Here is a 25635-nt window from a genome sequence, read left to right as displayed (position 1 = left end):
CTTTTAGCATAAACAGCAGCATTATCCTGGGCCCGGGGCCCTGTTCCTGGTTCAGTCAGGCCCGCAATGGCGGGCCACCGGTGAGGTGTGGGAGGATGCCTTCACCGGTGGCCCGCCAATGCGGAAAGATGGCAATCGCCGCGGATCAGAACGAAGTCCCGATCCGGACGCCCACCGTGCGCGGACGCAAGGTCCCGAAGCGGCCGTCAATGAAGGCTTCGGGGTGCACATATGTGATCGAATGATCGTTGAAGAGGTTCTCCACATAAAGCGTGATGTTCACGTCATCCATGACCACGCCCGCCGCGGCATTCACCGTCTCGAAGCTCTCGGTGCGGGCGAATAGCGGATTGACCACGCCCGGCTGGCCGGGAACATTCTCGAACATGCCGGGGAAATCGCCGACATGCGTCAAGCTGGCGGTAATCCAGGCGTCGGTGGAACCCTCCAAGTTGAAGTCATAGCGCGCGCGCACCGTCCCCTGGAATTCGGGGAAGGCCAGTTGCGCGCCCAGCGTCGCACCGGAAATCGCCGCTTCCGCGGGCGAGAGCTCGCTCACCTCGGAATCGTTGAGCGAGCCGGTGAAGGTCAGGCTCAGGCCCGTTGCCGGAAGAGCGGTGATCTCGAACTCGAGGCCCTTGCTGACCGCGGCGCCGATATTGGTCGCGAACTGCACCGAGTCCGAAACGCGGTTGGCCTGGACCTGGATGTTGCTCCAGTCGATCCGGTAGGCGGCAAGATTGGCGAACAAATGGCCGTCGAGGAACTCCCCCTTGATGCCGAGCTCATAGTTGGTGAGCTTGTCCGACCCGGCACCATCCGGAATGATGATGTCATTGGGATCGAGCGCACTCGCCTGCCCTGCGCGGGCATTCACGATCGGCGTACGGAAACCGGTCGAAACCGTCGCATAGGTCGTGATGTCATCCGTGGGCTTGTAGGATGCGCTCAGCTTGAAGGAGGCCTTGCTGCCCTTCGCCTTTTCGCCCACCGCGGCGGCTACCGGCGTAACGGTAAGCGGCCCGTCAATGCCGAACAGCGCATTGGTGAGGTAGTTGCTGTCATAGCCACCCTCTTCGGTGAAGCCCTGCACTTCGACGCTGCCGTAGCGCAGGCCGCCGGTGAGCCAGAAGTTGTCGCCAAAGCGATAGGTTAGTTCACCAAACGCCGCGAGTTCGCGGGAGACCGAATAGGACCGGAAACTGAGATAGTACTCGTCGGGCAGGCCCGTCATTCCGTGCGCCGCCAGGAATTCCGGCGAGGAACGGTAGTCGAAGTCGACATCCCTACGCTTGTAGAAATAGAAGCCGCCCAGGACCCACTCGACCGGGCCATCATGCGTGGACGCCAACCGCACTTCCTCGACGAAGAGGTCGTCATAGGCATCGGCATCCAGCGCGAAGGGAATGGCCTGTCCGAACGTCGCCGCAAGGTCGACATAGAACAGCGCATCGTAGCGCGAGAGCGTGGTCGAGCTGGTTAGTTCGGCAAAGTCGAAATCATAGGTGATTGTGGCGTTACCGGTCAGCAGTTCGCCCTGGAACAGGTCGGGCCGGTCGGAGAAACGCGTTTCGCGGTCCGGGTCCCGATCCGGATTGATCAGGCTGGAATCCTCCGGATTGCTCTGCTCATAGGAGACCATGAACTTGGCCGAAAGACGTTCGGTCGGCTCGATCAGCAGGGTTGCGCGGCCGCCGAAATTTTCCAGCGTGTTGGAATTTTCGACGCCGGTGCCCAGATTGTCGACCCAGCCTTCCTCGTGCCGGTAGAAACCGACCGCGCGCAGTGCCGCCGTGCCTTCTGCAATCGGCACATTGACCACTGCATTGTAGCGCTGGCGGAAGGAGTCACCTGTCGTCAGGCCGAAATCGACCAGCCCGTTCGCCTCGAAATTATAGAGGTCGGGGCTGCGGGTGATGATCCGCAGCGCACCCGCCAGCGAACCGGAACCAAACAGCGTGCCCTGCGGACCGCGCAGGAATTCCACACGCTCGACGTCGAACAGACTCGGATCGAGAATGGTCGAGTTGCCGTTCGCAGAAATCGGTAGTTCATCGATGTAGATGGCGACCGTGCTCTGCAAATTGGCGTTGTAGCCATTGATGGCGAGGCCGCGGGCGCTGAAATTGTTGAAGTTGGCAGTCGGCTTATTGATCACCACACCGGGCGTTTCGTGGGCCAGGCCTTCATAGCCAACCACGCCCATCTCGGTCAGGTCTTCCTGCTGAAACGCCGTGATGCTGAGCGGCACGTCCTGCAGTTCCACCTCTCGCCTGGTCGAGGTCACGATGATCGAATTTCGATCGATCGCGCCGACGTGCTCTTCCGGCTCAGGATCCGTCGCCTGCGCGAATGCTGCTGCAGGACTCAGGAAAAACGCAGCCGTCGATGCGGCCGCAAGCAATCTGCCCTTCATAACTCTCCCCTCCATGCGTTGGCGGGATTCCTTCCCGCCTTATTTTCGCAAGATGTTTTTGCTCCATCCTCACGTCTGAGTCAATATTCACTATCGCGTGTGTGAAGATTATTGCAGGGGTGCATGCACAGGCACGTGCCGGCCTCCCATGCGATGCCTATTCTCCTGTGATTTCAGCGGGTAACGGCGCTTCGACACCGACATCGGTGAACCATTGCCGGCCAGCTTCGCGCCTGCGCCGGACCATCTCTTCATGCAATTCGAACATGCCGTGAAGCATGTCTTCTTCGCTTCGCGGTTCCTCCGCAAAGCGCATGAAGGCCTGGCCGCTCATATAGTCCAGCCACGCGGGAGCGTTGTCAGCCGAGGGAACTCCGTCGCGGGCAAAGCTGGCCCAGTATTCGACCATGGCCTGCGAAAGTCGCCTGTCCGCCTCGCCATCCGGCAGCGGCCAGCTGTCGGACAGCGGCGCATCCGGCCCCGCCTGTCCAAAGACATAGGGCAATTCGCTGGCGTGGAAGGCGCACAGCCCGCGCTCTTCTGCGGAAGGATAGCAGCGCTCGAAAAGATAGAGATAGGCCGGAAAGCCCGCCGCCACGTGCCGGTCCACCAGGTATTCGCTGGCCCAGCCGAACACGGCGTCGCGCAACACCGCCTTCATGCTCTCCTCGACATCGGAGGACGGATAGAGGCGCAGGAATTCCCCGGCGAGTTCGCCATAGCGCTGCCTGATCGCCGCCTCGTAACTTTCGGCATCCATCGAAGCGACGGGCGTGGGCACAAGGCCAGCGCGCATTTCGCCTTCGGTGAAGCCGGTCATCAGCGGGACGGGCGCCTGCCGCCCGGCATCGAAAGTCTCGACCAGTTGTTCGGTCAGCGACCAGCCATCAATCGTTCCTTCCGGCCGATGCCCGGCCAGTGTCGCGCGAATGGTCAGCGCCCGCGCATCCATCGTGCGCAGTTCCGCTACCGATTGCGCTCCCAGCGCTTCAGCAATATCCGCGCCTGTTTGTTCTGCAGACGGCATGCCATAGGCTTCCCGGTCAAGGACAGGCGTCGCCCGTGTATTGGTGCTCTGCGCAATGGCCTTGTGAAACAGGCCACGCGCGAGCGGGCTTGCGAGCAGATAGGTCACGCTGAGCGCGCCCGCCGATTCCCCCATGATGGTGACATTGCCCGCATCGCCGCCAAATGCCTCGATATTGGCCTGCACCCACTCCAGCGCACGGACCTGGTCCAGCAGGCCGTAATTGCCCGATGCGCCCTGCGGCGATTCCGCGCTCAACTCCGGATGGGCGAGCCATCCCAGCGCACCGAGGCGGTAATTGATCGACACGAAGACGATGCCCTGCCGCGCGAACACCTCCCCGTCATAGAGCGGCTGCGACCCCGCCCCGATACGCAGCGAACCTCCGTGGATCCACACCATCACCGGCGCACCGCGCGCATCCTCCGGCGCCCAGATATTGAGCGTGAGGCAATCCTCGCTCATAGGATCGCGCGGATCGTAATAGATGCTGCTCGGCGGCAGCGGTGGCTGCACGCAGCTGTCGCCGAACTGGGTGGCCTGACGCACGCCCTCCCACGGTGAGGGAGGAAGCGGCGGCCGCCAGCGCAACTCCCCGACCGGCGGGGCCGCAAAGGGCACGCCCCTGAAGACATGCAGGCCATCCTCCTGCGCCCCGGCCAGCACGCCCTCCTCCACCGCAACCTCCACCGATTGCGCGAGGACCGGCGCAGGCAGGGTGGCGGCGAGAAGTGCGATCAGGCGTGCGATCGATTTGGGCATCCCGGCCTCCCCTTCGCCTAGTGATCGATCTTGCGGCGGAAGGTTTCCGGCAGGAAGAGGATGCCGATCACCGCAGTACAGCCGGCAATCACCACCGGATACCACAGGCCGAAGAAGATATTGCCCGTCGCCGCCACCATCGCGAAGGCCATGGTCGGCAGGAACCCGCCGAACCAGCCATTGCCGATATGATAGGGCAAAGACATCGATGTGTAGCGGATGCGCGCCGGAAACAGCTCAACCAGCAGCGCCGCCAGCGGCCCGTAAGTGCCCGTCACCAGGATCATCAGGAAGGCGAGCACCATAATGACCATGGGCCGGTTGATCTTTTCCGGATCGGCACTGGCGGGATAGCCCGCCGTATCGAGCGCGGCCTGCACCTGCTGGCGGAACTCGGCCACGGCGACGGCCTTGGCTTCGGCACCGAGACCCGCCGGATTTGGCGCCACGATTTCCACGTCGCCTACCATGACCTGCGCACCCGAACCGGCGGGGGCATCGCTGTTGCTGTAGTTCACGCCAGCGCCTGCCAGGAAAGACTTGGCGATATCGCAGGACGTCGTGTCGAAGGTATTCTTCCCGATCGGGTCGAACTGGAAGGCGCATTCGCTTTCGGGCGCGACCACCACGACCGGCGCACGCTCCACGGCGGCGGACATTTCGGGATTGCCATAATAGGTCAGCGCCTTGAAGGCCGGGAAGCTGGAGAGCGCCGAGAGGACCATGCAGGTCATGATGATCGGCTTGCGGCCGACCTTGTCGCTCAGCCAGCCAAAGATCACGAAGAAGGGCGTGGCGATCATCAGCGCGATCATGATGAGCACGTTCGCCGTCGCTGGCTCTACCTTCAGGATCCGCTCGAGATAGAACAGCGTGTAGAACTGGCCCGTATAGCCCATCACCGCCTGGCCCGCGACCGCGCCGAACAGCACGATCAGCACCAGCTTCAGGTTCTTCCAGTTGCCGAAAGCCTCGGTGATCGGGGCCTTGGAGGTGCGCCCCTCATCCTTCATCTTCTGGAAGACCGGGCTCTCGTTCAGCTGCAGGCGGATCCAGATCGAGATGGCCAGCAGGAAAATCGAGATAAGGAAGGGAATGCGCCAGCCCCACTCGGCAAAGGTATCCTCGCCCATGGTCGACCGCAGGCCGATCACCAGCAGCAGCGAGAAGAACAGGCCTGCCGTGGCCGTCGTCTGGATGAAGCTGGTGAACAGGCCGCGCTTACCTTCGGGCGCATGTTCAGCGACATAGATCGCCGCGCCGCCATATTCGCCGCCGACCGCAAGGCCCTGCAGCAGGCGCAGCGCCACGAGGATGATCGGCGCGGCAATGCCGATCGAATCATATCCGGGCAGGAAGCCCACCGCGAAAGTGGAAAGGCCCATCAGGCCCATGGTGACGAGGAAGGTGTTCTTGCGCCCGACCACGTCACCCACGCGGCCGAATACCAGCGAACCGAAGGGCCGGACAATAAAGCCGGCAGCAAAGGCCGCCAGTGCCAGGATGAAGCCTGTCGTCTCGTTTACGCCGGAGAAGAAATGCCGCGAAATATAGGTCGCCAGCAGGCCGTAAAGGTAGAAATCATACCACTCGAACACCGTTCCGAGCGACGAGGCCGCAATGACCATCTTCTCATTCTGCGGCTTGGGCTCCTGCCCCTCGCCCACCGACTGCACTTCGGCCATTGCCTGGCTCTCCCCCTCCTTAAACCGCCATCCGTTTCCCCGGATGTGCGGCGATCCTGTTCCCGTTCCAAGTTATTCACTAACTTGTGAGTTAGTTGAATGCCAGAGCCGGTGATGTTAGGCAAGCCACCAAGTTGATCCGGCCTGAAAACAGACCCAAACATGGGTGCAGCCGGAACAGTGCAATGACAATCGGCTGCAGGGCGACTGCCCCTGTTCAGGCCGGTTTGTCACCAGGAAAGGGGAGACGGGATGAGGCAGATTGCATTGACTTCGATGATGGCGCTGGGGCTGCTCGCCTGCAGCGAGGCGGAGGCGCCGGAAGCGTTCGAACCGCCGGTCTGGACGCTGGAACAATCGAGCCTGTTTCCCGAAAATGGCGGGCTAACCCATGCGGAAGACGGCGTGGTCCTGCCCGATGGCACATTGCTGGTCGGCGATTTCGAGCATGGCCTGCTGGAGATCGCTCCCGACGGTAGCACGAGCCCATTCGGCGACTTCGCGGCGGCAGGCTATGAAAGCGCGCCCTCTCCCGACAGGGGTGGTCCCAACGGCATTTCCTTCGAGCCTGATGGCCGGCATGTGTTGGTCGCCGACATCTTCACCGGTGCGATCTATCGCGTCGATAGCGTGACAGCCGAGATCACCCTCATTTACGACCATCCTTACGGCGTGAACTCCGCCGTGCGCGACAGCTCCGGCACGATCTGGTTCACCCAGTCGACAAAGAACCCCGGTGGCGAAGGATCGGAAGAGCGGATGTTCGAAGCCGTCTTCACGCGCATGGGCGATGGTGCGCTGTTCCGGCTCTCCGCCGAGGAGCTGGCCAACGATGACCCGGTCGCAGAGGAAGTGCTGTCGGGCCTCCACTTCGCCAACGGTATCGCCTTGGATGAGGATCGCGGCGCGCTCTACGTCAATGAATTGCTGGCCAACCGCGTCCTCGGCTTCAGCATCGATGTCGCGGCGGGCAGACTGGGCGAACAGCGCGTCATCGCCGATGTGACGACCCCGGACAATGTCGAGCTGGATGAGGATGGACGCCTGTGGGTCACCTCACCCATCGCCAACGAGGTCGTACTGGTCGATCCAGAGAGCGGGGAGAGCTGGAAGGTCTTCGCCCCCAGCGCCGACACGAGTGCGGAGATTGCCGCCGAATGGCGCCGGTTGCTGGACGAAGGACAATCCCCGCAGGCCTTGCTCGGCCCGGAAATGTCCGGACCTATGCCCGGCATCCTCACCGGCGTGATCCTCTCGCCCGGCAACGGACCCGTCTATGTCTCCGGCCTGGGCGATGCGCTGGTCATGCTGCCACGCTAGGCCGGCTGCTCACTCAGCGGCTTCGCTCCGGCGGATCATGCGGGCGAGTACCATGAACAGGCCCGCCCCGATGAGGTACATTGGCGCCAGGGCGTAATAGGCGGCCTGCAGGGCGTGGTCGCCATAGGTCGGCCGGAAATAGTCGCTCGCCATGCCAACATAGGTGGGGCCAAGGCCGAGGCCGATGAAGTTCATTACCAGCAGCAGCAGGGCACCCGAAATCACCCGCTTTTCGGGGGCGACCTCGCCCTGCACGAAAGTGACCGTGGCCGACAGGAAGAAGGAGTTGAGGAACATCGGCACCAGCAGGAACAGCAGCGCCAGCTCCCAGCCCGGCGCCCAGGCGAAACCGATGAAGAAGGGCAGCGCCAGCACCAACGAGACGGCAGGGACCGTGGCATAGGCGCTCTTGCTGCGCGCGGCGAAGCGGTCGACCAGCCTGCCCGAGGCATAGATGCCGGCGCTCATGCCGATACCGACGACAAGCGCGTACCAGATCGCCACTTCCTCCAGCTCCATGCCCTTTTCGCGCATGAGGAAGAGTGTGGTGAAATTGAGCAGGCCGTATGTGATGAAATTGCCCGCCCCGCTCGCCAGCGAGGCCATCACAAGCAACGGGTTGCGGAAGAACTCAGCCACCGATGCGAAGAAACCCTGTGTGTCAGCGTCGGCGGGAATCGCAACAGGCAAAGCATCGGCCTCGCCACGCTTGGGCTCGCGGATGACGAGGTAGACGACCATTGCCGTCACCACACCGATTGCGCCGACCATGTAGAAGGGCACGCGCCAGTCGAACGCGGCGGCGAGCGACGCCCCGAAGGCTACCCCCATGGCCGAGCCAATCGGCGGCCCCAGGTTGAAGATCGCCATGGCCGTGGTCCGCCTCTCGCGCGGAAAGGTGTCGGAGATGATGGCATATGAAGGCGGCACGCCGCCCGCCTCGCCCACGCCCACCATCATGCGCGCAACGGCCAGCTGGCCATAACTTCCCGCCATGCCGCAAGCCGCGGTCGCCCCGCTCCAGATCCCGCAGGCGAGCGACAGGACCTTCACCCGGTTCGTGCGATCGGCAAGCCAGCCGATCGGTATGGCGATGAAGCAGTAGAACAGCGCGAAGTAGAACCCCGTCAGCAGGCCGAGTTGGCCGTCGCTGATCTGCAGACTGTCCTGGATCGGCTTGGCGAGGATCGAGATGAGCTGGCGATCGAGGAAGTTGAGGACATAGACGAAGCACAGCATCCCCAGCGTCAGCCCCGCGCGGGCGGGCACCGCCGCTCCCTCTTCCGTCACCTTTCCGGCAATTGCGCCATCCTGCATCTCGACCCTCTCCCCTTATTCTTCGACTACGACCGCGAGCCAGCGATCAGAAGGCCTTGCGCAGGCTGAGCGCCGCGTAGCGTCCGATCGGGTTGTAGGTGCCGCCAATCCCGTCGCCGCCGGGAAAATAGGGCGGATCCTGGTCGAACAGGTTGTTGACCTGCAGGCCGATCTGCGTGCCACCGGCCAGCCCGTCGCCCGGCAATTCGACCGACAGGCGCAGGTCGACGGTCACATAGGCGTCCGCATCGAATTCGGCGGTGCCGGTAGGTGTTGCATACAGGCTGGTGATCCCGTCGCGATAGTTGACGAAGGCCACGGCATTCACGGCCCCGGCCTGCATGCCCAGCGTGCCACGAAGGGTCGCCTTGGGCACACCCAGGATCAGCTGGTCCGATACAGGTGCGGTTTCCGAAAGCTGCGTATCAAAGTTGAAGATGTAATTGCCCGCAATGCCGCCGAAGACACTGCCGAAGCTCGTATCGTGGCGATAGGTCACGTCGAAATCGAGGCCGTTTGTATTGCGAACACCGAAATTGCCCTGCCGGAAATCGAGCAGATTGCCGATCGTCGGCAGCGTGTCGGGCACGAAATTCACCGGCACCGCGATGGCGAGCAGCTCGTCGATCTGCGCCGCTGAAGGATCGCGATAGACGACCGATGCGAAGGTCGGGTCGGTGAAGGCGATGGAGCCTCCCGGCGTGCCGATCACATTGGTGTAGTGAATGTCGTAATAGGTCACGCTGGCGCGCAGGTTCGGCAGGAAGGCCGGCAGGAAATCCGCCCCGAGCGAGAAGGTCCGCGCCTCTTCCGGCTGGAGGTTGGTGTTCCCGCCATAGAGGATGACCGAATCCACCTGCGCCGCGCCGCGCACGGGGTCGCGAAGGGCGCTGCCCGCGATGGCCGCAGCGTTGAAGTAGTAAGCGCCGACGGTCGCGCCGACATCGCGCAGGCCCGGCGCGCGGAAGGACGTGCCATAGGAGCCGCGCAGGGTGACCCCGTCCGCCACGCCCCAGGTCAGGCCGATCTTGGGATTGGTGGTGGAGCCGAAGTCGCTGTAATCGTCATAGCGTCCGGACAGGGACAGGGTGAGGCTGCGGAACAGCGGTGCACCGTTGTTCGCGCCCACCAGCGGAATGAACAACTCACCATAGACCGACTTGATATTGCGATCGAGATCCTCGGGCACCGGGCTACCGCCATAGATGCCGCGCTGGCGGAAGGTCTCGCCGCGATATTCCGCACCCACCGCGATCCTGAGCTCGCCGCCCGGCAGCTCCGCCAGCGGCCCGTCGATCTTGGCCGCGCCGAGATAGGTCTGCTGGCGGATCGCAAGGTCGCCGGCATAGTCGATGATGGCAGCGGCCACCTGCGGCGAGGTGCCATTGCCGAAGGGATCGAGCGCGGTCTCGAGCGTGGTTGCAATCGCAGCGGCGTCGAGCGCCGCCGGGTCGATCGCAGGCAGGTAGGAGCCGTTGGTGGCGCGGTCATAGGTACCGTAGACGCTCAGCGACAGGTCGCCGCCCAGGTCGAAATCGACACCGGCGGAGGAGTTGAGCGCCTTCACCCGGTAGAGGTTCTCGATGTGGTCGGCGCCATAGAGACTGTCGGTGCGGAACTGCACGAATTCCGTTGTCGCACCGGTGCCCGGCGGCGTCTGGAAATAGGGATTGGCGAAGCCGGGCAGGTTGTAGAGGATCACACCGCCCGAAGCTCCGGTCGCAGCAGGCGGCGCCGCGCGAACCGTGTCCTTGCGATCAGAATAGAGCGCCTCGGCCCACAGCATGACATTGTCGCTAAGGTCCTGCCGTCCGGTCACGAACAGGCTGTGCAGACGCGATGCGGGGACGAGGTCCGCCACCGCGCCATTGTCGCATTTGTTCACTGTGCCGGGAGCAAGCTCCGGCGCCGCGTAATTGACGGCATAGAAGGTGGTGTCGACCAGCACATTGGGCGACGGGCAATAGGTCGTCCGCGTGTCCACACCACCCTCTGCCGTATGATCGACGATGCGATAGTCGCGATCGGAACCGATGATATTGCCGTTCTCGCTATACTGGTAAGCCGCGAGGATGGAGCCGCTGCCCCAGTCCTGACCCGCCAGCGCACCGGCGCTGAAGGTGTGGTAATCGTCCGCCACGCCATAGCGCACCGAAGCCTCGATCCCCGAAGCACGCGTGCGAGTGATGAAGTTCACCACGCCCGCGACCGCGTCAGAACCGTAGATGGCAGAGGCACCGTCGGCGACGATTTCTACCCGCTCGATCGCCAGTTCGGGAAGGAATGGGAAATCCGGATTGGTCTGGTTCACCGCGCCCGCCACAAGGCGATGACCATTCATCAGCGGCAGGGTCGCCGATGCCGGCAGGCTGCGCAGGCCGGGCGCAAAGGCACCGGGGCCGCCGCCCGCTGCCCGCGGTGCGGTGTTGAAGCTGTTGAGCTGCGGCACGGCGGCGAGAAGCTCGGGCGTGGTATTGGCGCCGACCGCCTCGATCTCGTCACGCGACATGCTGATCAGGTTCGATCCGGTCGGCGGCACGCCACGGATGCTGGAACCCGTCACGATGATGACGGATTCTTCCCGGTCATCCTCGCTGGCGGAGGCCGAGGTGTTTTCGTCCGTATCCTGCGCATGGGCAGGCGCTGCGGCGAACAGCGCCATTGCCAGCATGGACACCGCCGAACACGCAATTCCGGTCCCGAATTTTGAAGAAGCAGCCATCGAAGTTCCCTCCCGAATTATCCTTCCCGCTTTTGCGGGTTCGAACGCCGCCACGCTTTCCAGCCAATGCCCGAGCGCTTGCCGGGACGCCGGATGCGAAGGCGTTCACGATGCGGTGATGTCCAATCGCTGGCCGCTTGACCATGACGCGAATAACGCCCGGATTTGACGCAAGTGACGCGCGCTGATGCGGCAATCAATCCGCGCCGGAACGCACCTGATTGATCGTCTTGCCGGTCCATCGGCGGATCGCGCGGCGCAGGTTGGCAGCATCGCTGAAGCCAACCTTCCAGGCCACGTCCTCCACGCTCATGCCCGTCGTCTGCAGATATTCCAGCGCGAGCTTGCGGCGCACATCGTCGGCGATCGCCGCATAGCTCGTATCCTCGGCGGAAAGGCGACGGCGCAAGGTCCGCTCCTGCAAGCCCAGTTGCTTCGCAATGGCCGCCATGGAGGCAAAGCGATTGGGGGCGAGCAACAACAACTGGTAGACCTCCCCCGCAATCCCCGAAGACGCCGTCGATTGCCCGATCAGCCGGTCGCACGTCTCTTCCAGCATTACCCTGGTGAGGCGATTGCCGAGCTCCGGCGTCTGGTCGAGGATACCCTTGGGATAGTGCAGTTCATGCGCCGGCTGGTCATAGAGGCAAGGGCAGGACAGCGCCTGCCCGTCCTCGGCCGACCGGCCATCGTCGGGTAAGCCGAAACAGGCGCGCACCGGCAGGTTGTCCACCCCTGCCGTGTCGCGAATATGGGTGAAGGTCATCTTCATCTGCTGGCGCACCATGAATGTACGCAATTCGTTGCTCATGGCGTCTCGATAGATCTCGCCAAAGGCCCAGACGGCGTAGTCGCCCTCGATCCGCCAGCCCAGCCGCAGCGTCGGCGTGGCGAGCGGCTGGTAGCGCACCGCAAAGTCGAAGAAGTCTCGCATGCTGGGCGAGCACATCAGCGCATAGCCATACATGCCATAGGCGGAGAGGTGCAGGCGCGCACCGATGGCGAAGGCATCGCTGAATTGCGCCCCTGCCGCGACGATATTCTCGCATGCTGTCAGATACTGGCCGATAGAGGTCATGGTGTGCGGATTGCGCACCTCTTCCTCGGTGAGGCCGGTACGGTCGAGCACCACTTCCGCGGGAATGCCACGCGCCGCGACCACGTCGATCACGGTGGTCAGCTTGTAGGGCGCGAAGGATCGCTGGTTGAGCGAAGGGAAACCGGCGCGGGCGTTAACCGTGGGTGTCCCGCCCCTCTGCGCATCGACATCCATGTCCGGAACCTTCTCCCCCTACTTGTCCGGTAAAGACACAATCATGTCCGCCGAAGCACTAAACAGGGCAATAGCCCGGACCTATGCCTTGCATCAAGCCAGCAAAGCCTTGGCAGCGGCCTCGTCCGCAATAGGGAGAGAAATAGTGCTCAACGCGGATACCGCCGCTTGCGCCTCGCATCGGGGCGGGTGCCGATAATGGGTCAAGCGATGCCTACCCCATGCCTGGCGGCCTCTACGCCCGGTCTGGTCGAGCCTGCACACGGCCTTGGCGGGGCAACCATTGGCGAGCTGCTGCAAGGGGCCGTCCTCCAGGGCCATGACCCGCATAAATTGCTCGAAGCCGCCGGGATCGACCCTGCCATCCTCAACGATCCCGCCATCGCCATCGGCGGTCGCGACTTCGTCCGACTGGTGCGGCAGGTCCAGATCGCCCTCGACGATGTCTATCTCGGCTTCCTTCCGCAGGGCTCACGCTTGGCGCTGGAGGATGAGCGGATCCTGTGCCTGTTGCAGGCGGCCAATCTGGGCGAAGCCATCCGCTTCAGCGTGCGCTTCACCAATGCGATGACGCCCGATGTGGGGGCGCAGCTGTTTCCCGAGGCTTGCGGCGCGCTGCGCCACGCCTGCGCCTATCGGACAATTCCGGGCGTCAACCGGGCCATGCTGGTCTGGGTGCGCTTCATCTGGATCTACCAGTTCTTCGGCTGGCTGATCGGGCGGCCGCTCAAGATGAAGGGCCTGTCCGTCTCCGAACCCGGAAATGCGGAGCGTTTCGACCCGTCCGCATTGTTCGGATGCCCGGTCACCTTCGGCGCGCCCGAGGACATGCTCACCTACGACATGCGTGACCTCAACCGCCCGCTGCTGCGCCGCTCGGTACGCGAATACCAGGATTATTGCGCCACCGAGCCCGACTGGTTCGCGGCCGATATCCGCCCGCCCGACTGGACCACCCGTACCCGCAAGGCGATCATCGACCTGCAGCGGCTCGGCAGCTGGTTTCCGACCATCGAGCAGGTTGCCGATCGCGTCTCCTCCAGCCCGCGGCAGCTGCGCCATCACCTTTCGCAGGAAGGCGAGAATTTCCAGAACCTGCGCACAAGGCTGCGCGGTGAAGCGGCCAGCGCTTACCTGCTCGCCAGCGACCTGCCGATACAGGAGATCGGCATGCTGCTGGGCTTCAGCGAGCCGGGCAGTTTCTCGCGCCATTTCATCTCCTGGGCGGGCACCAGCCCGTCCGACTATCGCGCGCAGCACATTGGCGATGCAGGCCGGATGGCCAATGCCAGCGCGCTGCTGGCGGAGCGTCGGCCGCTGAGGATCATCGAGCCTTAGGGGCCCGCCACGCCCATCAAGTCACTCCCATCAAATCCCCGTGTCAGACGGGTCATTCATTTCCGCCGCCCGCAATGCTGGATTTGCCCGACTTCGCGCGATGTCGCGCCGGACGAATATTCAGGAGGATCCCTTGGGACGGAAGTTGACGCATGGCCGATATCGCTGACCCGCAATTCGTCCCCCGGCTTGCCCTCTATCGCGACTGGCTGAAGCGCGAACGCAACCTCGAATTCGCCGATTACGAGGCGATGTGGGAATGGTCGACGCAAGACCTCGACGGCTTCTGGCGCAGCGTGTGGGACTATTTCGACGTCCGCTCGCCCACGCCCTTCCAGCAGGTGGTCGAAGGGACCATGCCTTTCGCGCGCTGGTTCAAAGGTGCGAGCGTCAATTACGCGCGCGAAGTGTTTCGCCATGCGGAGCTTGCCGATGCGGCAGGCCAGCCCGCCATCATCGCGGAGAACGAACGGGGCGAGGTGGAGGAGATCAGCTGGCGCGAGCTCAGGCGGCGCAGCGCCTCGCTCGCCCTCACCTTGCGGGAGAATGGCGTCGACTGCGGCGACCGGGTTGCGGCCTACCTGCCGAACGGCCCCGAGGCCGTCATCGCCATGCTCGCCTGCGTCAGCCTTGGCGCGGTCTGGACGATGTGCGCCCCGGACATGGGCACGCCCGCCGTGCTCGACCGGTTCCGGCAGGCCGAACCCAAGGTGCTGATCGCCGCCGATGGCGTACATTACGGTGGCAAACCGCGCGACCGGTCGACCACCGTGCACGAAATCCTGGCCGGCCTCCCCACGGTGACGAGCGTGATGATCGTCCGCTCGCGCGATGCGGCAGGCCAAGTCGCCAACGCCATTTCCTTCGCCGACGCCATTGCACACGATGACGAGGCCGTCGCTGAATTCGAGCCCGTGGCCGTACCCTTCGAACACCCGCTCTGGATCCTCTATTCCAGCGGCACCACCGGCCCGCCCAAACCGATGGTCCACGGCCATGGCGGGGTGATCCTGACCGGCCATGTCGGAAACATGCATCTCGACCTCGGCGCCAGCTATTCCGCGAACAATTTCGGCGAGCGCTTCCACTGGTACAGCTCGACCGGCTGGGTGATGTGGAACGTGCAGGTCGGCGGGCTGCTGAGCGGCACGACGATCTGCCTTTATGACGGTGCGCCCAAGGGCACCGGGCAGGAGCCGGACTGGCACGCGCTGTGGTCCTTCGCTGCGCGCCACAAGGTGACGTGGTTCGGTGCTGGTGCCGCCTTCTACGCCAATTGCCGCAAGGAGGGCCTCGTCCTGTCAGAGACGGGCGACCTTTCCGCGATCCGTGCGCTGGGCACCACCGGCTCCGTGCTGGACGGCCCGTCCGAAGCGTGGGGTACCAGCGAATTCGCGAAGATCGGCAAGCCCGGCATCTGGTGGTGCAACATATCGGGCGGAACCGATATCGCCGCCGCCTTCATGTCCGGAAACCGCGAATTGCCGCCCACGCCGGGCCGCCTCCAGTGCCGTCACCTTGGCGCCGCGATCGAGGCGTGGGACGAGAATGGCAAAGCGGTGACCGGCGAGGTGGGGGAGCTGGTCTGCACCAAGCCCTTCCCCAGCATGCCGCTCTATTTCTGGGGCGATGAGGAGGCCCAACGCTACTGCTCGACCTATTTCGAGGAATGGGAAGGCATCTGGCGCCATGGCGACTGGCTGACCATCCACCCCGATGGCAGCTGCGCGATTTCCGGCAGGAGCGATGCGACCATCAACCGCCACGGCCTGCGCATGGGAACGGCAGAGATTTATGCGGCGGTCGAAACGATCGATGGCGTGGAAGATACGCTGGTGATCGAGCTTGAGGTGGAAGGCGGCGATAGCCAGCTCCTCATGTTCGTCGTGCCCGCCGCGAACAGCTCGCTCGACGAGGGAATGATGGCGGCGGCCTCCTCGGCCATTCGCGAAAAGCTTTCCCCGCGCTTCATTCCCGATCACTTCATCGCAGCGCCGGGCATCCCGCGTACGCTGAGCGGTAAGAAGCAGGAACTGCCGATCAAACGCCTGTTTTCGGGCTGGCCGCTGGCCAAGGTGATCGATCGCAACCTAACCCAGAACCCCGAAGTGCTGGATTGGTATGTTTCGCAGGCAAATACGTGGCAACAAGGCGCGCTTGAAGGAGTGGAATAGGCAAATGACCGGAACGAAGACGCTGATCGCCCTGTCGGCCATGGCAGCCGCGCTGGCTGCCCCATCTACCGTGGCGGCGCATGAAGCATCGGGAGATGCGAGGAGCGCTGAGGATTGCAGCGCCCTTTCCGGCCTGCGCCTCGACGATGCGGTCATCGAAAGCGCAGAACTCGTTCCGGCGCAGGACGACCAGCGCAGCCTGATGGGTGATACGCCCGGCTATCCCGCCTTCTGCCGCGTCGTCGCCCGCGTACGCTCCGCCCCGGATTCGGATATCGGCGTCGAGATCTGGCTGCCCCTGCAGGGCTGGGAAGGCGTGTTCCACGGCAATGGCAGCGGCGGTTTCGCCGGCACCTTCACCACCGGATATTCCGGCATGGCGGACGGGCTGCGGCGCGGCTTTGCCACTGCCACCACAGATGCCGGGACGGCCCCTGCCTCCCCGCTCGAAGGCGATGCGTTGATCGGAAGCCCGCGAAAGTGGCGCGATTGGGGTCGGCTTTCCACCAATGTGATGACCGAAACCGGCAAGGCCATCACCCGCGCCTTTTACGGACGCGAGGCCGGACGGTCATACTATACCGGCTGTTCGACCGGCGGGCAGCAGGGCCTGATCGAGGCCATGTTCTACCCCGATGACTATGACGGAATCCTGGTCGGCGCTCCCGTCATTCATCGGACCTGGGGCCATGCTGCCGTGCTGTGGGATTATGCCGCCGCGCATCGCACACCGGGCAGCTTCCTGTCGGATACCAAGCTCAAACTGCTCAACCGCGCGGCCATCTCCACATGCTGGGCGCAGGGACACGCGCTGGCCGGGGACAGTTTCATCTCCGATCCGATGGCCTGCGACTTCGATCCCGGTGTGCTGCAATGCCAGGCGGGCGCCTCGGACAGCTGCCTGACCGATGAGGAGGTCGCGACGGCCCGCGCCTTTTATTCCGGCCCCACCAATGCGGATGGAAGCCCTGCCTATTACGGCTGGCTGCCGGGCAGCGAGGTTCCGGGCCTGTTCGGCTGGTCCTTCCTGCAGACGCCCATCAACGATCAGCCGCCCTTTTCCGGCCTGTTCAAATGGGTCCATGGCGCCAGCTGGGATTGGCGCAATTTCGATTTCCACCGCAACATGCCGCTCGTCCACGACCGGCTCGGCCCGATCGTCAACGATGCAACCCGGGGAAGCCTGGGCGAATTCGCGGCGCGCGGGCGCAAGCTGATGATCTATCACGGACTGGCGGACACGCTGGTCGCGCCCGGCCAGTCGGTCGACTTCTTCAATCGCCAAACCGCGGGGATCGGTGAAGCTGCCATGGCGGAAAGCGCCCGCCTCTACCTCGCACCCGGCGTCATGCATTGCGGCGGCGGGACAGGCCCGGATGCCTTCAACGCCACGCTGGGCATCCCTCCCCTTCCCCCGTCCGACGACCCGCGTCACGACATGTTCTCCGCCCTCATCGCCTGGACCGAGCGCGGGGAAGCGCCCGAAGAGATCATCGCCACGAGGTTCAGCACTGCCGACCCGTCGGAAATCGAAATGCAGCGCCCGCTATGCCCCTATCCGAAACAGGCGCGCTATCGCGGTGTCGGGTCAACCCTCGCGCCCGCAAGTTTCGAATGCCGATAGGTAATTGGTATGCGGGAATGCTCCGGATCATTTGGAGGATTCAGCGTCAATCGATGGTCCCAGACATATTTGAGAGGCATCGCCACGAAGAACAGCGGGATCGTCGTCATGCCTTCGACAAGCGCTACCCGTCGGAATAACTTCAGCACATACTTTCCTCCCGGCGCTTCAAGGCGAGTGCAACTGCGGTTTGCGTCAGTGCCAAACGCCCGCGCTACGGATCGCCTATCCGCGAGGCCTATTCATCCTGGTTCAGCCTGACCGCGAACAGCTCCACGCGATGATCGACGAGACGGTAACCCAGGCGTTCGGCGATCTGTCGCTGAAGTATCTCGAGTTCGGGATCGACGAACTCGACGATCTCTCCTGTTTCCACATTGATGATGTGGTCGTGATGCGCGTCGGGAGCCGCTTCGAAACGCGCTCTCCCGTCGCCGAATTCGTGCCGGTCGACCAAACCGAGCTCTTCCATCAGGTTCATCGTTCGATAGACGGTCGCGAGGCTTATCCTGCTGTCACGCAACGCCGCGCGTCGATGTATTTCCTCTATGTCGGGATGATCCTTGGCCTTGGAAAGCACGGCAGCAATCGTGCGGCGCTGGTCCGTCATTCGCAGCCCCTTTTGCTGGCACAATGTTTCCAGATCGATCGCTTCTTCCATTACGCGCACTCAGGCCGCCCGCCCAATCCGATGCGGAGATCTCGCGAAGGGACAAGTCTGCACCGGTCCTTCGACAACTCCTGCTTTGCGCGAGATTTCCCACCCATCCTCGCCCAGTGCCTGCAGCACGGACATGGCCGCCCACTGCAATGCGCCGGGCAGGCCGTGCGGCACCCGCGAGTTTGGGCCAAGCGAAGTCAGCAGGGGCGTCTCCCGGATCGTCTCCAGCAATGCAACCTCGTCACCGGACAAGTGTGCATCCCCCGCTCCTCCCGCGATCAGGCGACGCTCGATGCAGGCCTCCGTAAGCGCGAAGAAGCTGTCGCAGGCGGACGCCAGGGTGAGCGTCTCCATCCGATTGCCCGTCACCCGTGCCATTTCAGGCAAGGGATTGTCGCCAAGCAGGCGCGCACTCGTCCATGCCCGGAACAGCCTGACCAGCAAGGGCAGCTCACTCGCTTGGGGATCGGGACGGGGAACGGAGTGATACATCGTCAGTCCACGAATGCGCGCTCGATCACGAAATCGCCGGGATTGTTGTTCGCCCCCTCACGAAACCCCCACCCTTCGAGCAGTTCGGCGAAATGCCTGTTCATCTCCATCGAACCGCACAGCATTACGCGGTCCGTTTCCGGGTCGAGCCGGGGAGCGCCCGTCACGCCTTCGAACAGCTTGCCGTTCTCGATCAGGCGATCGATGCGTCCCGTCGTATGGAACGCCTCCCTGGTGACGGTGGGGATGTAGTGGAACTGCACCAGTGCCTGGTCCTGCACCAGCGGATCGCCCGCCAGGTGGCTCTCCAGCTCGTCGCGATAGGCCAGATCGGCAACCCGGCGCACCGAGTGGACGAGGATGACCTCGCCGAATGCATCGTAGATATCGGGATCACGGACCAGGCTGAGAAAAGGCGCGAGGCCGGTGCCGGTGGAAAGAAGGAACAGCCGCCTGCCCGGCTTCAGGGCATCGGCCACAAGCGTTCCGGTCGGCTTGCGACCAAGATAGATGCGGTCACCCGGCTTGATATGGCAAAGCCGCGAGGTCAAAGGCCCATCGGGCACCTTGATGGAAAGAAACTCCAGCTCCTCGGCATAGCTTGCGCAAGCGATGGAATAGGCACGCAATAGCGGCCGGCCATCGCCCGGGAGGCCCAGCATCACGAACTCGCCGGAACGGAAGCGGAAGCTTCGCGGACGCGTGATCGCAAAGCTGAACAACCCCTCGTTCCAATGGCGGACCCAGCGAACTTCCTCGACGCTCAGCGCCCCTGTCGGCTCCATCGCAAAGCCCTGGTGAACCAGTTCATTCATCGTATCTTGCTTTCTTCATCGGGCTTCCAGCCGCTTAGCCCGGTAGGTACAAATCTGGCTGCAAACCCTGCTATCGCCCTTGCCGTCCGCTGCTTCTTCGCAGGCGCGACAAGACCCGAAAGCCTGCCTGCCACGGCTTCCGGGTCGCGACTTGCCGGGAAGGACAAGAGCGAGAGAATAACGGCTTCCTGTTCGGACACGCTTTCTCGTCCCAAGCGCTTGGGCTGGACCATGGTGTCACGAAGCGAAAGCATCATGATCTGGAAGAACGGCAGGGCGGCCATCATGCCGACACTCTGGAATACCGGCCCAACCCGCGAGCAACCGCAGCCATTGGCAGCCGTATCGAGCCACCAGCGACGCATCGACCATAGGATCAGCTGCGGCCGCTCTTCGAGATCGTCATAAGAACGGTCGACCCATTCATACATGATCCGGTCCCTCCGATGCACCCCGCGCGCGGAAGCGGGCAGTATGCTTCAGTGACGGAGGCAAATTCGCTATAAGGCGCTCGACCCGCTCGCGCATTGTGGGCCTGTCCAATCCGTGCCGGACCGGACCAAACGAACGCCCGGCCTGATCGAATATGCTGGCCACCGATCGCAATGCATGTGCGAGAACCGGCGCCATATCGGCATGCACGAGCCCGCGCGCCACCTCCTTGACCGGCTCAACCCCTTCAGACGCATGACCAAGGGCAGCAAGCAGGACGGCTTCGTGCTCGGTCACCGTCTCCCGGTTCCGGCAACCGAAATAGAGCGGAACCAGCGCGTTCTGGAACATCGTGCGCATGGCGAGATGGAAATGATCCGTGGCCTCACCTACCCCGTGGGCAGCAAAGGCCCCGCCGATCACACCGCAAACACATCGACGGGAACTCGCAGCGTTCATCCATTCACGCGTTGACCATATGAAGAACCGCGCACCAGGCTCGAGCCTGTATAGCGGGCTGTCGACAAACTCATACATGGACGGCTTTCCTCCTGCTGCTGCGAGGCAGAGCATTTCGCATATCTTGGATCTGGCGGATCATCCGCGCCAGTTTGGCGCATTCCGGACAGCACTCGCGTTCGGTCACGGTGGATCCGGCATAGAGCGACGAACAGCCACCGGCCCCGGAAAGACGAACGGTCATGTCCAGCACCATGGGCTGTGCGACATGAAGCGCCCGAGCAACGTACCAAAAATGCGGGAACGCGAGATGCAGCCGGGCCGAGCTGGACTGGTGGAGCGGGGAGAGATGCCCATCAGCCCAACCCGGCCTTCGCCCGCAATTTCGCGCACCACCCTCACAATGGTGCCGAGGCGGGGTTAATCCCAGACAGCGCCAAGGCCACGAACGCAGCAAAAGCCTCCGCATGAGTGTGAGATATCGCGTTGTCGTTTGCCAGCAAGGGGACCTCCCCCAGCACCGCCATTGAAACACCAGGAAACGAGATTTTCCGCATGCTCCCTCCTTTTACTCCAGGAGATGTTAATGCGAGTCATTTTCATTAGCAATGGCTTATTGAGGATTTTCGCGTGTAAATGCACTGAATGATCTGCCCGGACATTCGCGAATGCCATCATCCTCCCGCAGACAAGAACGGGCGGTGAGAGGTTCACCGCCCGGACTGCCTGTGCTGCCCTGCACCAACGTACAGGCGCAGGCATTTTGCCCGTCGGAGGACCGGCGTCAGAAATGCTCGGCCGTATCGCGCTGGTCGACGACGCCATCCTCGTTGGAATCGAGGCGGCTGAACATCCGGCTTCCGGACTCGTTGAACTCGTCGAGCGTCATGTTGGCGTTTTCATCGGTGTCGAGCACGCCATAGCGAACATGCGCCTGGCGGATCTGCCGCGCACGCTGTTCCGCAAGCTGCTGGTCGAGGCGGAACTTGTACTCATCGACATATTCGTCCTCGGCAACCATACCGTCGCCGTTCAGGTCGAAGGTTTCATAGGTTTCGGCTCGCCGGGCCATGAACTCTTCCGAAGATACCGTTCCGTCTTCATTGGTGTCGTATGAGTTCAGGAAGGCTTCCTTGCTGTGGCCACGGGCAGTCGACCGCCCGCCGTCGCTGTTGCGCGCCTCTTCCTGCTGATCGTCGCCTCCATCCTGCGCCGTGGCAGCGCAGGAAAGGGACATCATGGCGATCGCGGCCATGCCACTGGTCAACATATTCTTCATCGGGAACTATCCTTCTCGTGCTGGAATGGCTTAGCGCTGGACTTCGAAGGTCAGCGAAGTGGTGTAGCTGCGAATGTCGGACTCGGCCCCGTCGGGGGCGTCGGCACGGTGCCGCGTCATCAGGACATAGATACCGGGCTGGTCGAAGCTGAGGGATAGCCGGCCGTCTTCGCCGGTGGTGATTTCCTCGTGAAACTTCTCTTCATCATATTCGGAGCCGCTACGATCGATGGAGACCGCGTGCCCCGCCATGGGCTGGCCATCGAAGAGCACTGCCAGTTCGAACTCGCTGTCGAGGTAGACATCGCTGGGATGCGTCAGCGGCTGGACCAGAAGGCGCCCGATCCGGACATCGACCGGCGCGCGCGTGGGCGCTTTCTTGCTCACATAGACATCGGAGACGGTTTCGGTTTGGCTCGTGCGCGTTTCCGTTGCCTCGGCAGGAATCTCGTCGCCGCGAACCGTTTCCCATTCGCCATTCACCAGGGCCTGCGTGCTCTTGCGACCGTGGCGAACGCCCGAGGTAAAGCGATAGGTGCCCTCCGCCTCTATCGGGCTTTCGAGGATGACGATCTGCCTGTGCTGGGCGACATTCTCGAATTCGCCCCGCGAGCCATCGGGCAGGACCACGTGCCAATCATCTGAATCCACCGCGACCTCGGGTCGGAAGAAGTCCTCCGCGAACGAGCTCTGCACGGTGATTTGCTGCTCAAGGTTCGCCACGAACACATTGGGCAGCATGTAGGCCGTGTGTGCGTATGCGGTGCTGGCCGGCATTGCCGCCAGGACAGCTGCCGCGCATGTCGGCAGGAGCAGACTGCCAGTATTCCTCTTCATGATGTCATCCCTCTTTCTTGACTGATTGTTGTTGCGGAAGGCCCACTTCAGCGGCCCGTGATTTCGAAGTTGAACCGGCGCCTCACGCCGTCGGGAGGTGGCGGAAACGGAACGGCGCGGCGCACCATCTGCATCGCCTCACGGTCAAAGCGGGACGAACCCGAGGTCCGGGCCACACCGACGCCGTTGACCTTGCCGTCCAGAAGCACCGTGAAGTGGATAAAGGCCGAACCGGGACCGACGGTGTTTTGCCTCCGGAAGCGCAGGAGATGCTGCTTGACGGACGCCCCGTAGCTATCGCCTTCCGTGCTGGAGCTTGGTTGTGCATCGCCGCCCCTTGAGGCGACGGCGGGGACGCTTGCCTGCTGTCGGGCCGGTTCGATCCTCACCCTCTCGACCGGTTGCGCCAGCCGGTTTCTGGTCGGGATATGCAGGGGCTCCGCTGGATGAAGCACTTCTGGAGCTACCTCCTCATCGGCCTCTGCCGCGTCTTCGGAAACCAGTTCCGGCTCGGTCAGGAGCGCCAGTTCCTGAGGCTCCACGGCTTTCCGTGCCTCGGCCTGCGCCGACTGCGAGGCAGGCGGAGGCGAGGCTTCCTCGACCGGGCTTTCGGCCTCGACCTCCCCTTGATGGCCCACGTTGAACACGGCCAGCGCAGCACCCCGCTGCACAACCGCGCTGCCGATCCCCGTGAACCACGCGAAGCCGACAAAGATCGCCAGATTGAGCAGGATGGACACGGCCGCCGAAACAGCCTGCTGCCTTGTCCATCCTGTGTACGGATCAGCGTACATCGTGCTCGCCTCAATCTCGGGGCCACCCGCCGGGCGGCCCGTTTGCCGCCAGGTCAGATCTGGAGCGAAATCGACCCCTTGAACGTCCTGCCCGGCGCCGGCCTCGTAGCGAGCCCGTCCGTGTAGAACTTGTCGAAGATGTTCTCGACACTCACACGCAGGGTCAGGTTGTCGATGAAGTCCAGATCAGGCGTGAAGGAAGCCCGCAGGTTGTGCACATTGGTGCCCTCAACCGTGGACGATTCATACGTCGTCACCCCATCCGTGATGCTGCCGGTGCGGGTCGTCAGATCCTCGGAAACATATGCTTCCCACCGGATATCGAACGTCCTGCCGAACCTCTTGCCCGCAGCCAGGCGGTATGTGTTGTTGGGAAGGTTGGTCCAGTCATCGATCACGCCGCTGGTGCGCAGGCGCTCGCCATCGACAATGTTGCCATTGAAGTCGAGATAGAAGCCGCTTGCCGTGGCATAGGACGCCTCGATCTCGAACCCTTCGAGATAGACCTCGAGAACACCCGAATAGGACGTGTTGTCGGTCAATTCCGTATCGTAGTAATTGACCTTCAGCGCGACCCGGTCGTTCGCGGTAAAGACCCCGACCCGATCGAACGAGGCGCCGACTTCCCAGGTTTCACCCTGCTCCGGCTGCGTCATGTAGGTTTCGTTCTCCAGATCATCGAGGATCGGGAGGCTTTCGGTGTGCGCCCAGCTTCCGAAGACGGCGAGGCCGAACGGCAACTCGTAGCGAGCGGAGACGCCGCCCATGAAGGCGTCATTGTCATAGCTCACGGCGCTGCCATCATCGAGGATGCCCTCGACGCTCGAAGTCTCGTAGCGGATCGCCGGCGTCAGCGTGAAGCCGCGGAAGAGGTTGAGCTCGTCGACCAGAAAGGCAGCCAGGCGATCGTCGGTACCGCCCGGCGCGGAGCTCGCGTCGAGGCGATCCTTGTGGATGTATTCCGCGCCGATGCGCAGGGCATGGCGAACGCCGCCAGTGCTGAACAAAGCGCCGTTCTTCAGCGTGACCTTCGAGGTTTCATAGCTGTGATCGGCGCTGACAACGGCAAACCCGCCCGGAGGCGCGAAGGGAGAACTGCCCTCGACATACTCCTGCTCGATGTCCTGGTCCGAGAACGAGTAGACTAGGCTCAGGTCGATCAGGTCATTCGCGATCGGGTTGAAATAATATCCGGCAACGAAGGTCTTGGAAGTCGTGTCGCGATCGACATTGCCGAACGCGCCGCCGCTAGTGCCGAAACTGTCATAGGGCTTGTCGCGCTCGGAAGTCTCGCTCTGGCTGAAGCTTGCCTCGATCGTGTGCTCGTTGTCCTGCCCGAAGTGGACGCCACCCTTCACGAGGAAGCTGGGCAGTTCGAATTCGCTGTTCTCGATCGGATCGCCATTGCCGTCGGATTGCGTCCCGCCTTCGCGATAGCTGTAATTGGCGAGGAATTCGACATTCTCGCTGGGCATGGCAGCCACGGTGGTGGAGGTGGACCAGCCATCACCGTTGGTAAATCCGCCAAGCACCTGGCTCAGGCCGACACCCGGCTGCCCGCCAAGGACGTCGTAGGCATCGTTTGTCTCGAGCCGGACGACGCCGCCGATCACGCCGGAGCCGTATTCGAAGCTCCCGACCGTACCGCGGATGACGTCCACGCTCTTGTACAGCAGCGGATCCGTGAACAGCTGGGTCCCGATGCGATAGAGTTCCTCGGATCCCGTGGTGGCCCCATCGATAAGGATCAGAACCTTCTGGTCGGTGCCATAGGTTCCGTTCGCGCCGAACCCGCGAATATTGATGCCCGATCCGATCGGGGTCGCTCCGTTGATCAGCGTGACGCCCGGAACGGTATCGATCAGCTCGGCAATCGTATTGGCCTGGCGATCCTCGATCTCTTCGCGGTTGATCCGCGTCGTCGCCGTTGCGGTGCCGGTCTGGATGGCACGCGTGCTCTCGCCGATATCGATCGTGCCAAGATACTCGCCATCTGCAACTTCCGTTTCCTCGCCCTCTTCGGCGTCCTGGGCATAGGCGGCGCCATGGAATGACAGGGCAGCGCACATTGCGACAGAGACGCGCAGGACGGATTTAGAACTCATACTTGCAGTCACGAAGACCCCCTTTTTTCGACCCTCACTGTCGGAGCGCGTAATCCACAGCTCCATTAATGCAATCGATTCGCATTAGCGATTCGCTATTATC

General features: G+C 63.0%; 20 protein-coding genes. 5 read left to right on the top strand and 15 right to left on the bottom strand.

Going from position 1 to position 25635, the window contains the following annotated elements; translation table 11 throughout:
- Positions 1-145: 145 nt before the first annotated feature.
- From E5222_RS04460 to E5222_RS04450, 3 genes are all read right to left on the bottom strand, one after another.
- The gene (locus tag E5222_RS04460; protein ID WP_136692494.1) at positions 146-2416 is read right to left on the bottom strand and encodes a TonB-dependent receptor; all 2271 of its coding nucleotides are present in this window, start codon (positions 2414-2416) and stop codon (positions 146-148) included.
- A gap of 157 nt (positions 2417-2573) precedes the next feature.
- Positions 2574-4205, bottom strand: a complete 1632-nt coding sequence (locus E5222_RS04455; protein WP_136692493.1) for a carboxylesterase/lipase family protein — start codon at positions 4203-4205, stop codon at positions 2574-2576.
- Positions 4206-4222: 17 nt separating this feature from the next.
- The gene (locus E5222_RS04450; RefSeq protein ID WP_136692492.1) at positions 4223-5890 is read right to left on the bottom strand and encodes an MFS transporter; all 1668 of its coding nucleotides are present in this window, start codon (positions 5888-5890) and stop codon (positions 4223-4225) included.
- Positions 5891-6142: 252 nt separating this feature from the next.
- On the opposite strand from E5222_RS04450, the gene E5222_RS04445 reads away from it, so the two are divergent.
- Entirely contained in the window at positions 6143-7210 is a 1068-nt protein-coding gene (locus tag E5222_RS04445; RefSeq protein ID WP_136692491.1) for an SMP-30/gluconolactonase/LRE family protein, read from the top strand.
- A gap of 9 nt (positions 7211-7219) precedes the next feature.
- Here the strand turns inward: E5222_RS04445 and E5222_RS04440 are convergent, their stop codons facing one another.
- A complete protein-coding gene (locus E5222_RS04440; RefSeq protein WP_136692490.1) occupies positions 7220-8527 on the bottom strand; it encodes a spinster family MFS transporter in 1308 nt (435 codons plus the stop codon).
- 46 nt (positions 8528-8573) lie between these two features.
- On the bottom strand, positions 8574-11198 hold the full coding sequence (locus E5222_RS04435) for a TonB-dependent receptor plug domain-containing protein (protein WP_246021575.1): 2625 nt from the start codon (positions 11196-11198) through the stop codon (positions 8574-8576).
- Here E5222_RS04435 and E5222_RS16500 point away from each other — a divergent pair.
- Entirely contained in the window at positions 11197-11418 is a 222-nt protein-coding gene (locus E5222_RS16500; RefSeq protein WP_169053419.1) for a hypothetical protein, read from the top strand. The genes E5222_RS04435 and E5222_RS16500 overlap by 2 nt on opposite strands.
- 27 nt (positions 11419-11445) lie before the next feature.
- Here the strand turns inward: E5222_RS16500 and E5222_RS04430 are convergent, their stop codons facing one another.
- The gene (locus E5222_RS04430) at positions 11446-12522 is read right to left on the bottom strand and encodes an AraC family transcriptional regulator (protein ID WP_136692488.1); all 1077 of its coding nucleotides are present in this window, start codon (positions 12520-12522) and stop codon (positions 11446-11448) included.
- Between the two features lie 210 nt (positions 12523-12732).
- Between E5222_RS04430 and E5222_RS04425 the strand changes: the two genes are divergently transcribed.
- From E5222_RS04425 to E5222_RS04415, 3 genes are all read left to right on the top strand, one after another.
- On the top strand, positions 12733-13860 hold the full coding sequence (locus E5222_RS04425) for an AraC family transcriptional regulator (protein ID WP_169053476.1): 1128 nt from the start codon (positions 12733-12735) through the stop codon (positions 13858-13860).
- Positions 13861-14012: 152 nt separating this feature from the next.
- Positions 14013-16034, top strand: coding sequence for an acetoacetate--CoA ligase (locus E5222_RS04420; protein ID WP_136692486.1), 2022 nt, complete (start codon positions 14013-14015; stop codon positions 16032-16034).
- 4 nt (positions 16035-16038) lie between these two features.
- Positions 16039-17658, top strand: coding sequence for a tannase/feruloyl esterase family alpha/beta hydrolase (locus E5222_RS04415; RefSeq protein ID WP_136692485.1), 1620 nt, complete (start codon positions 16039-16041; stop codon positions 17656-17658).
- Between the two features lie 238 nt (positions 17659-17896).
- Here the strand turns inward: E5222_RS04415 and E5222_RS04410 are convergent, their stop codons facing one another.
- The 9 genes from E5222_RS04410 to E5222_RS04370 form a co-directional block, all read right to left on the bottom strand.
- The gene (locus tag E5222_RS04410) at positions 17897-18319 is read right to left on the bottom strand and encodes a Fur family transcriptional regulator (RefSeq protein WP_136692484.1); all 423 of its coding nucleotides are present in this window, start codon (positions 18317-18319) and stop codon (positions 17897-17899) included.
- A gap of 9 nt (positions 18320-18328) precedes the next feature.
- Positions 18329-18811, bottom strand: coding sequence for a hypothetical protein (locus E5222_RS04405; RefSeq protein WP_136692483.1), 483 nt, complete (start codon positions 18809-18811; stop codon positions 18329-18331).
- Positions 18812-18813: 2 nt separating this feature from the next.
- Positions 18814-19626 (bottom strand): ferredoxin--NADP reductase, encoded by an 813-nt coding sequence (locus E5222_RS04400; RefSeq protein ID WP_136692482.1) that lies wholly within the window; start codon positions 19624-19626, stop codon positions 18814-18816.
- Positions 19623-20057 (bottom strand): hypothetical protein, encoded by a 435-nt coding sequence (locus tag E5222_RS04395; RefSeq protein ID WP_136692481.1) that lies wholly within the window; start codon positions 20055-20057, stop codon positions 19623-19625. Before E5222_RS04395 ends, E5222_RS04400 begins: the two co-directional genes overlap by 4 nt.
- Entirely contained in the window at positions 20050-20595 is a 546-nt protein-coding gene (locus E5222_RS04390) for a hypothetical protein (RefSeq protein ID WP_136692480.1), read from the bottom strand. The genes E5222_RS04395 and E5222_RS04390 overlap by 8 nt, the downstream gene beginning before the upstream one ends.
- Before the next feature lie 706 nt (positions 20596-21301).
- Positions 21302-21796, bottom strand: a complete 495-nt coding sequence (locus tag E5222_RS04385; protein WP_136692479.1) for an EF-hand domain-containing protein — start codon at positions 21794-21796, stop codon at positions 21302-21304.
- Positions 21797-21826: 30 nt separating this feature from the next.
- Positions 21827-22633, bottom strand: a complete 807-nt coding sequence (locus tag E5222_RS04380; protein WP_136692478.1) for a DUF4198 domain-containing protein — start codon at positions 22631-22633, stop codon at positions 21827-21829.
- 47 nt (positions 22634-22680) lie between these two features.
- Entirely contained in the window at positions 22681-23427 is a 747-nt protein-coding gene (locus E5222_RS04375; protein WP_136692477.1) for an energy transducer TonB family protein, read from the bottom strand.
- Between the two features lie 53 nt (positions 23428-23480).
- On the bottom strand, positions 23481-25532 hold the full coding sequence (locus E5222_RS04370) for a TonB-dependent receptor plug domain-containing protein (protein ID WP_136692923.1): 2052 nt from the start codon (positions 25530-25532) through the stop codon (positions 23481-23483).
- Between the last annotated feature and the right edge of the window lie 103 nt (positions 25533-25635).

The organism is Alteraurantiacibacter aquimixticola (assembly GCF_004965515.1).
Taxonomy (GTDB): domain Bacteria; phylum Pseudomonadota; class Alphaproteobacteria; order Sphingomonadales; family Sphingomonadaceae; genus Alteraurantiacibacter; species Alteraurantiacibacter aquimixticola.
The sequence above is the reverse complement of the archived record's forward strand: the minus strand, read 5'-3'. Positions and strand labels throughout refer to the sequence as shown.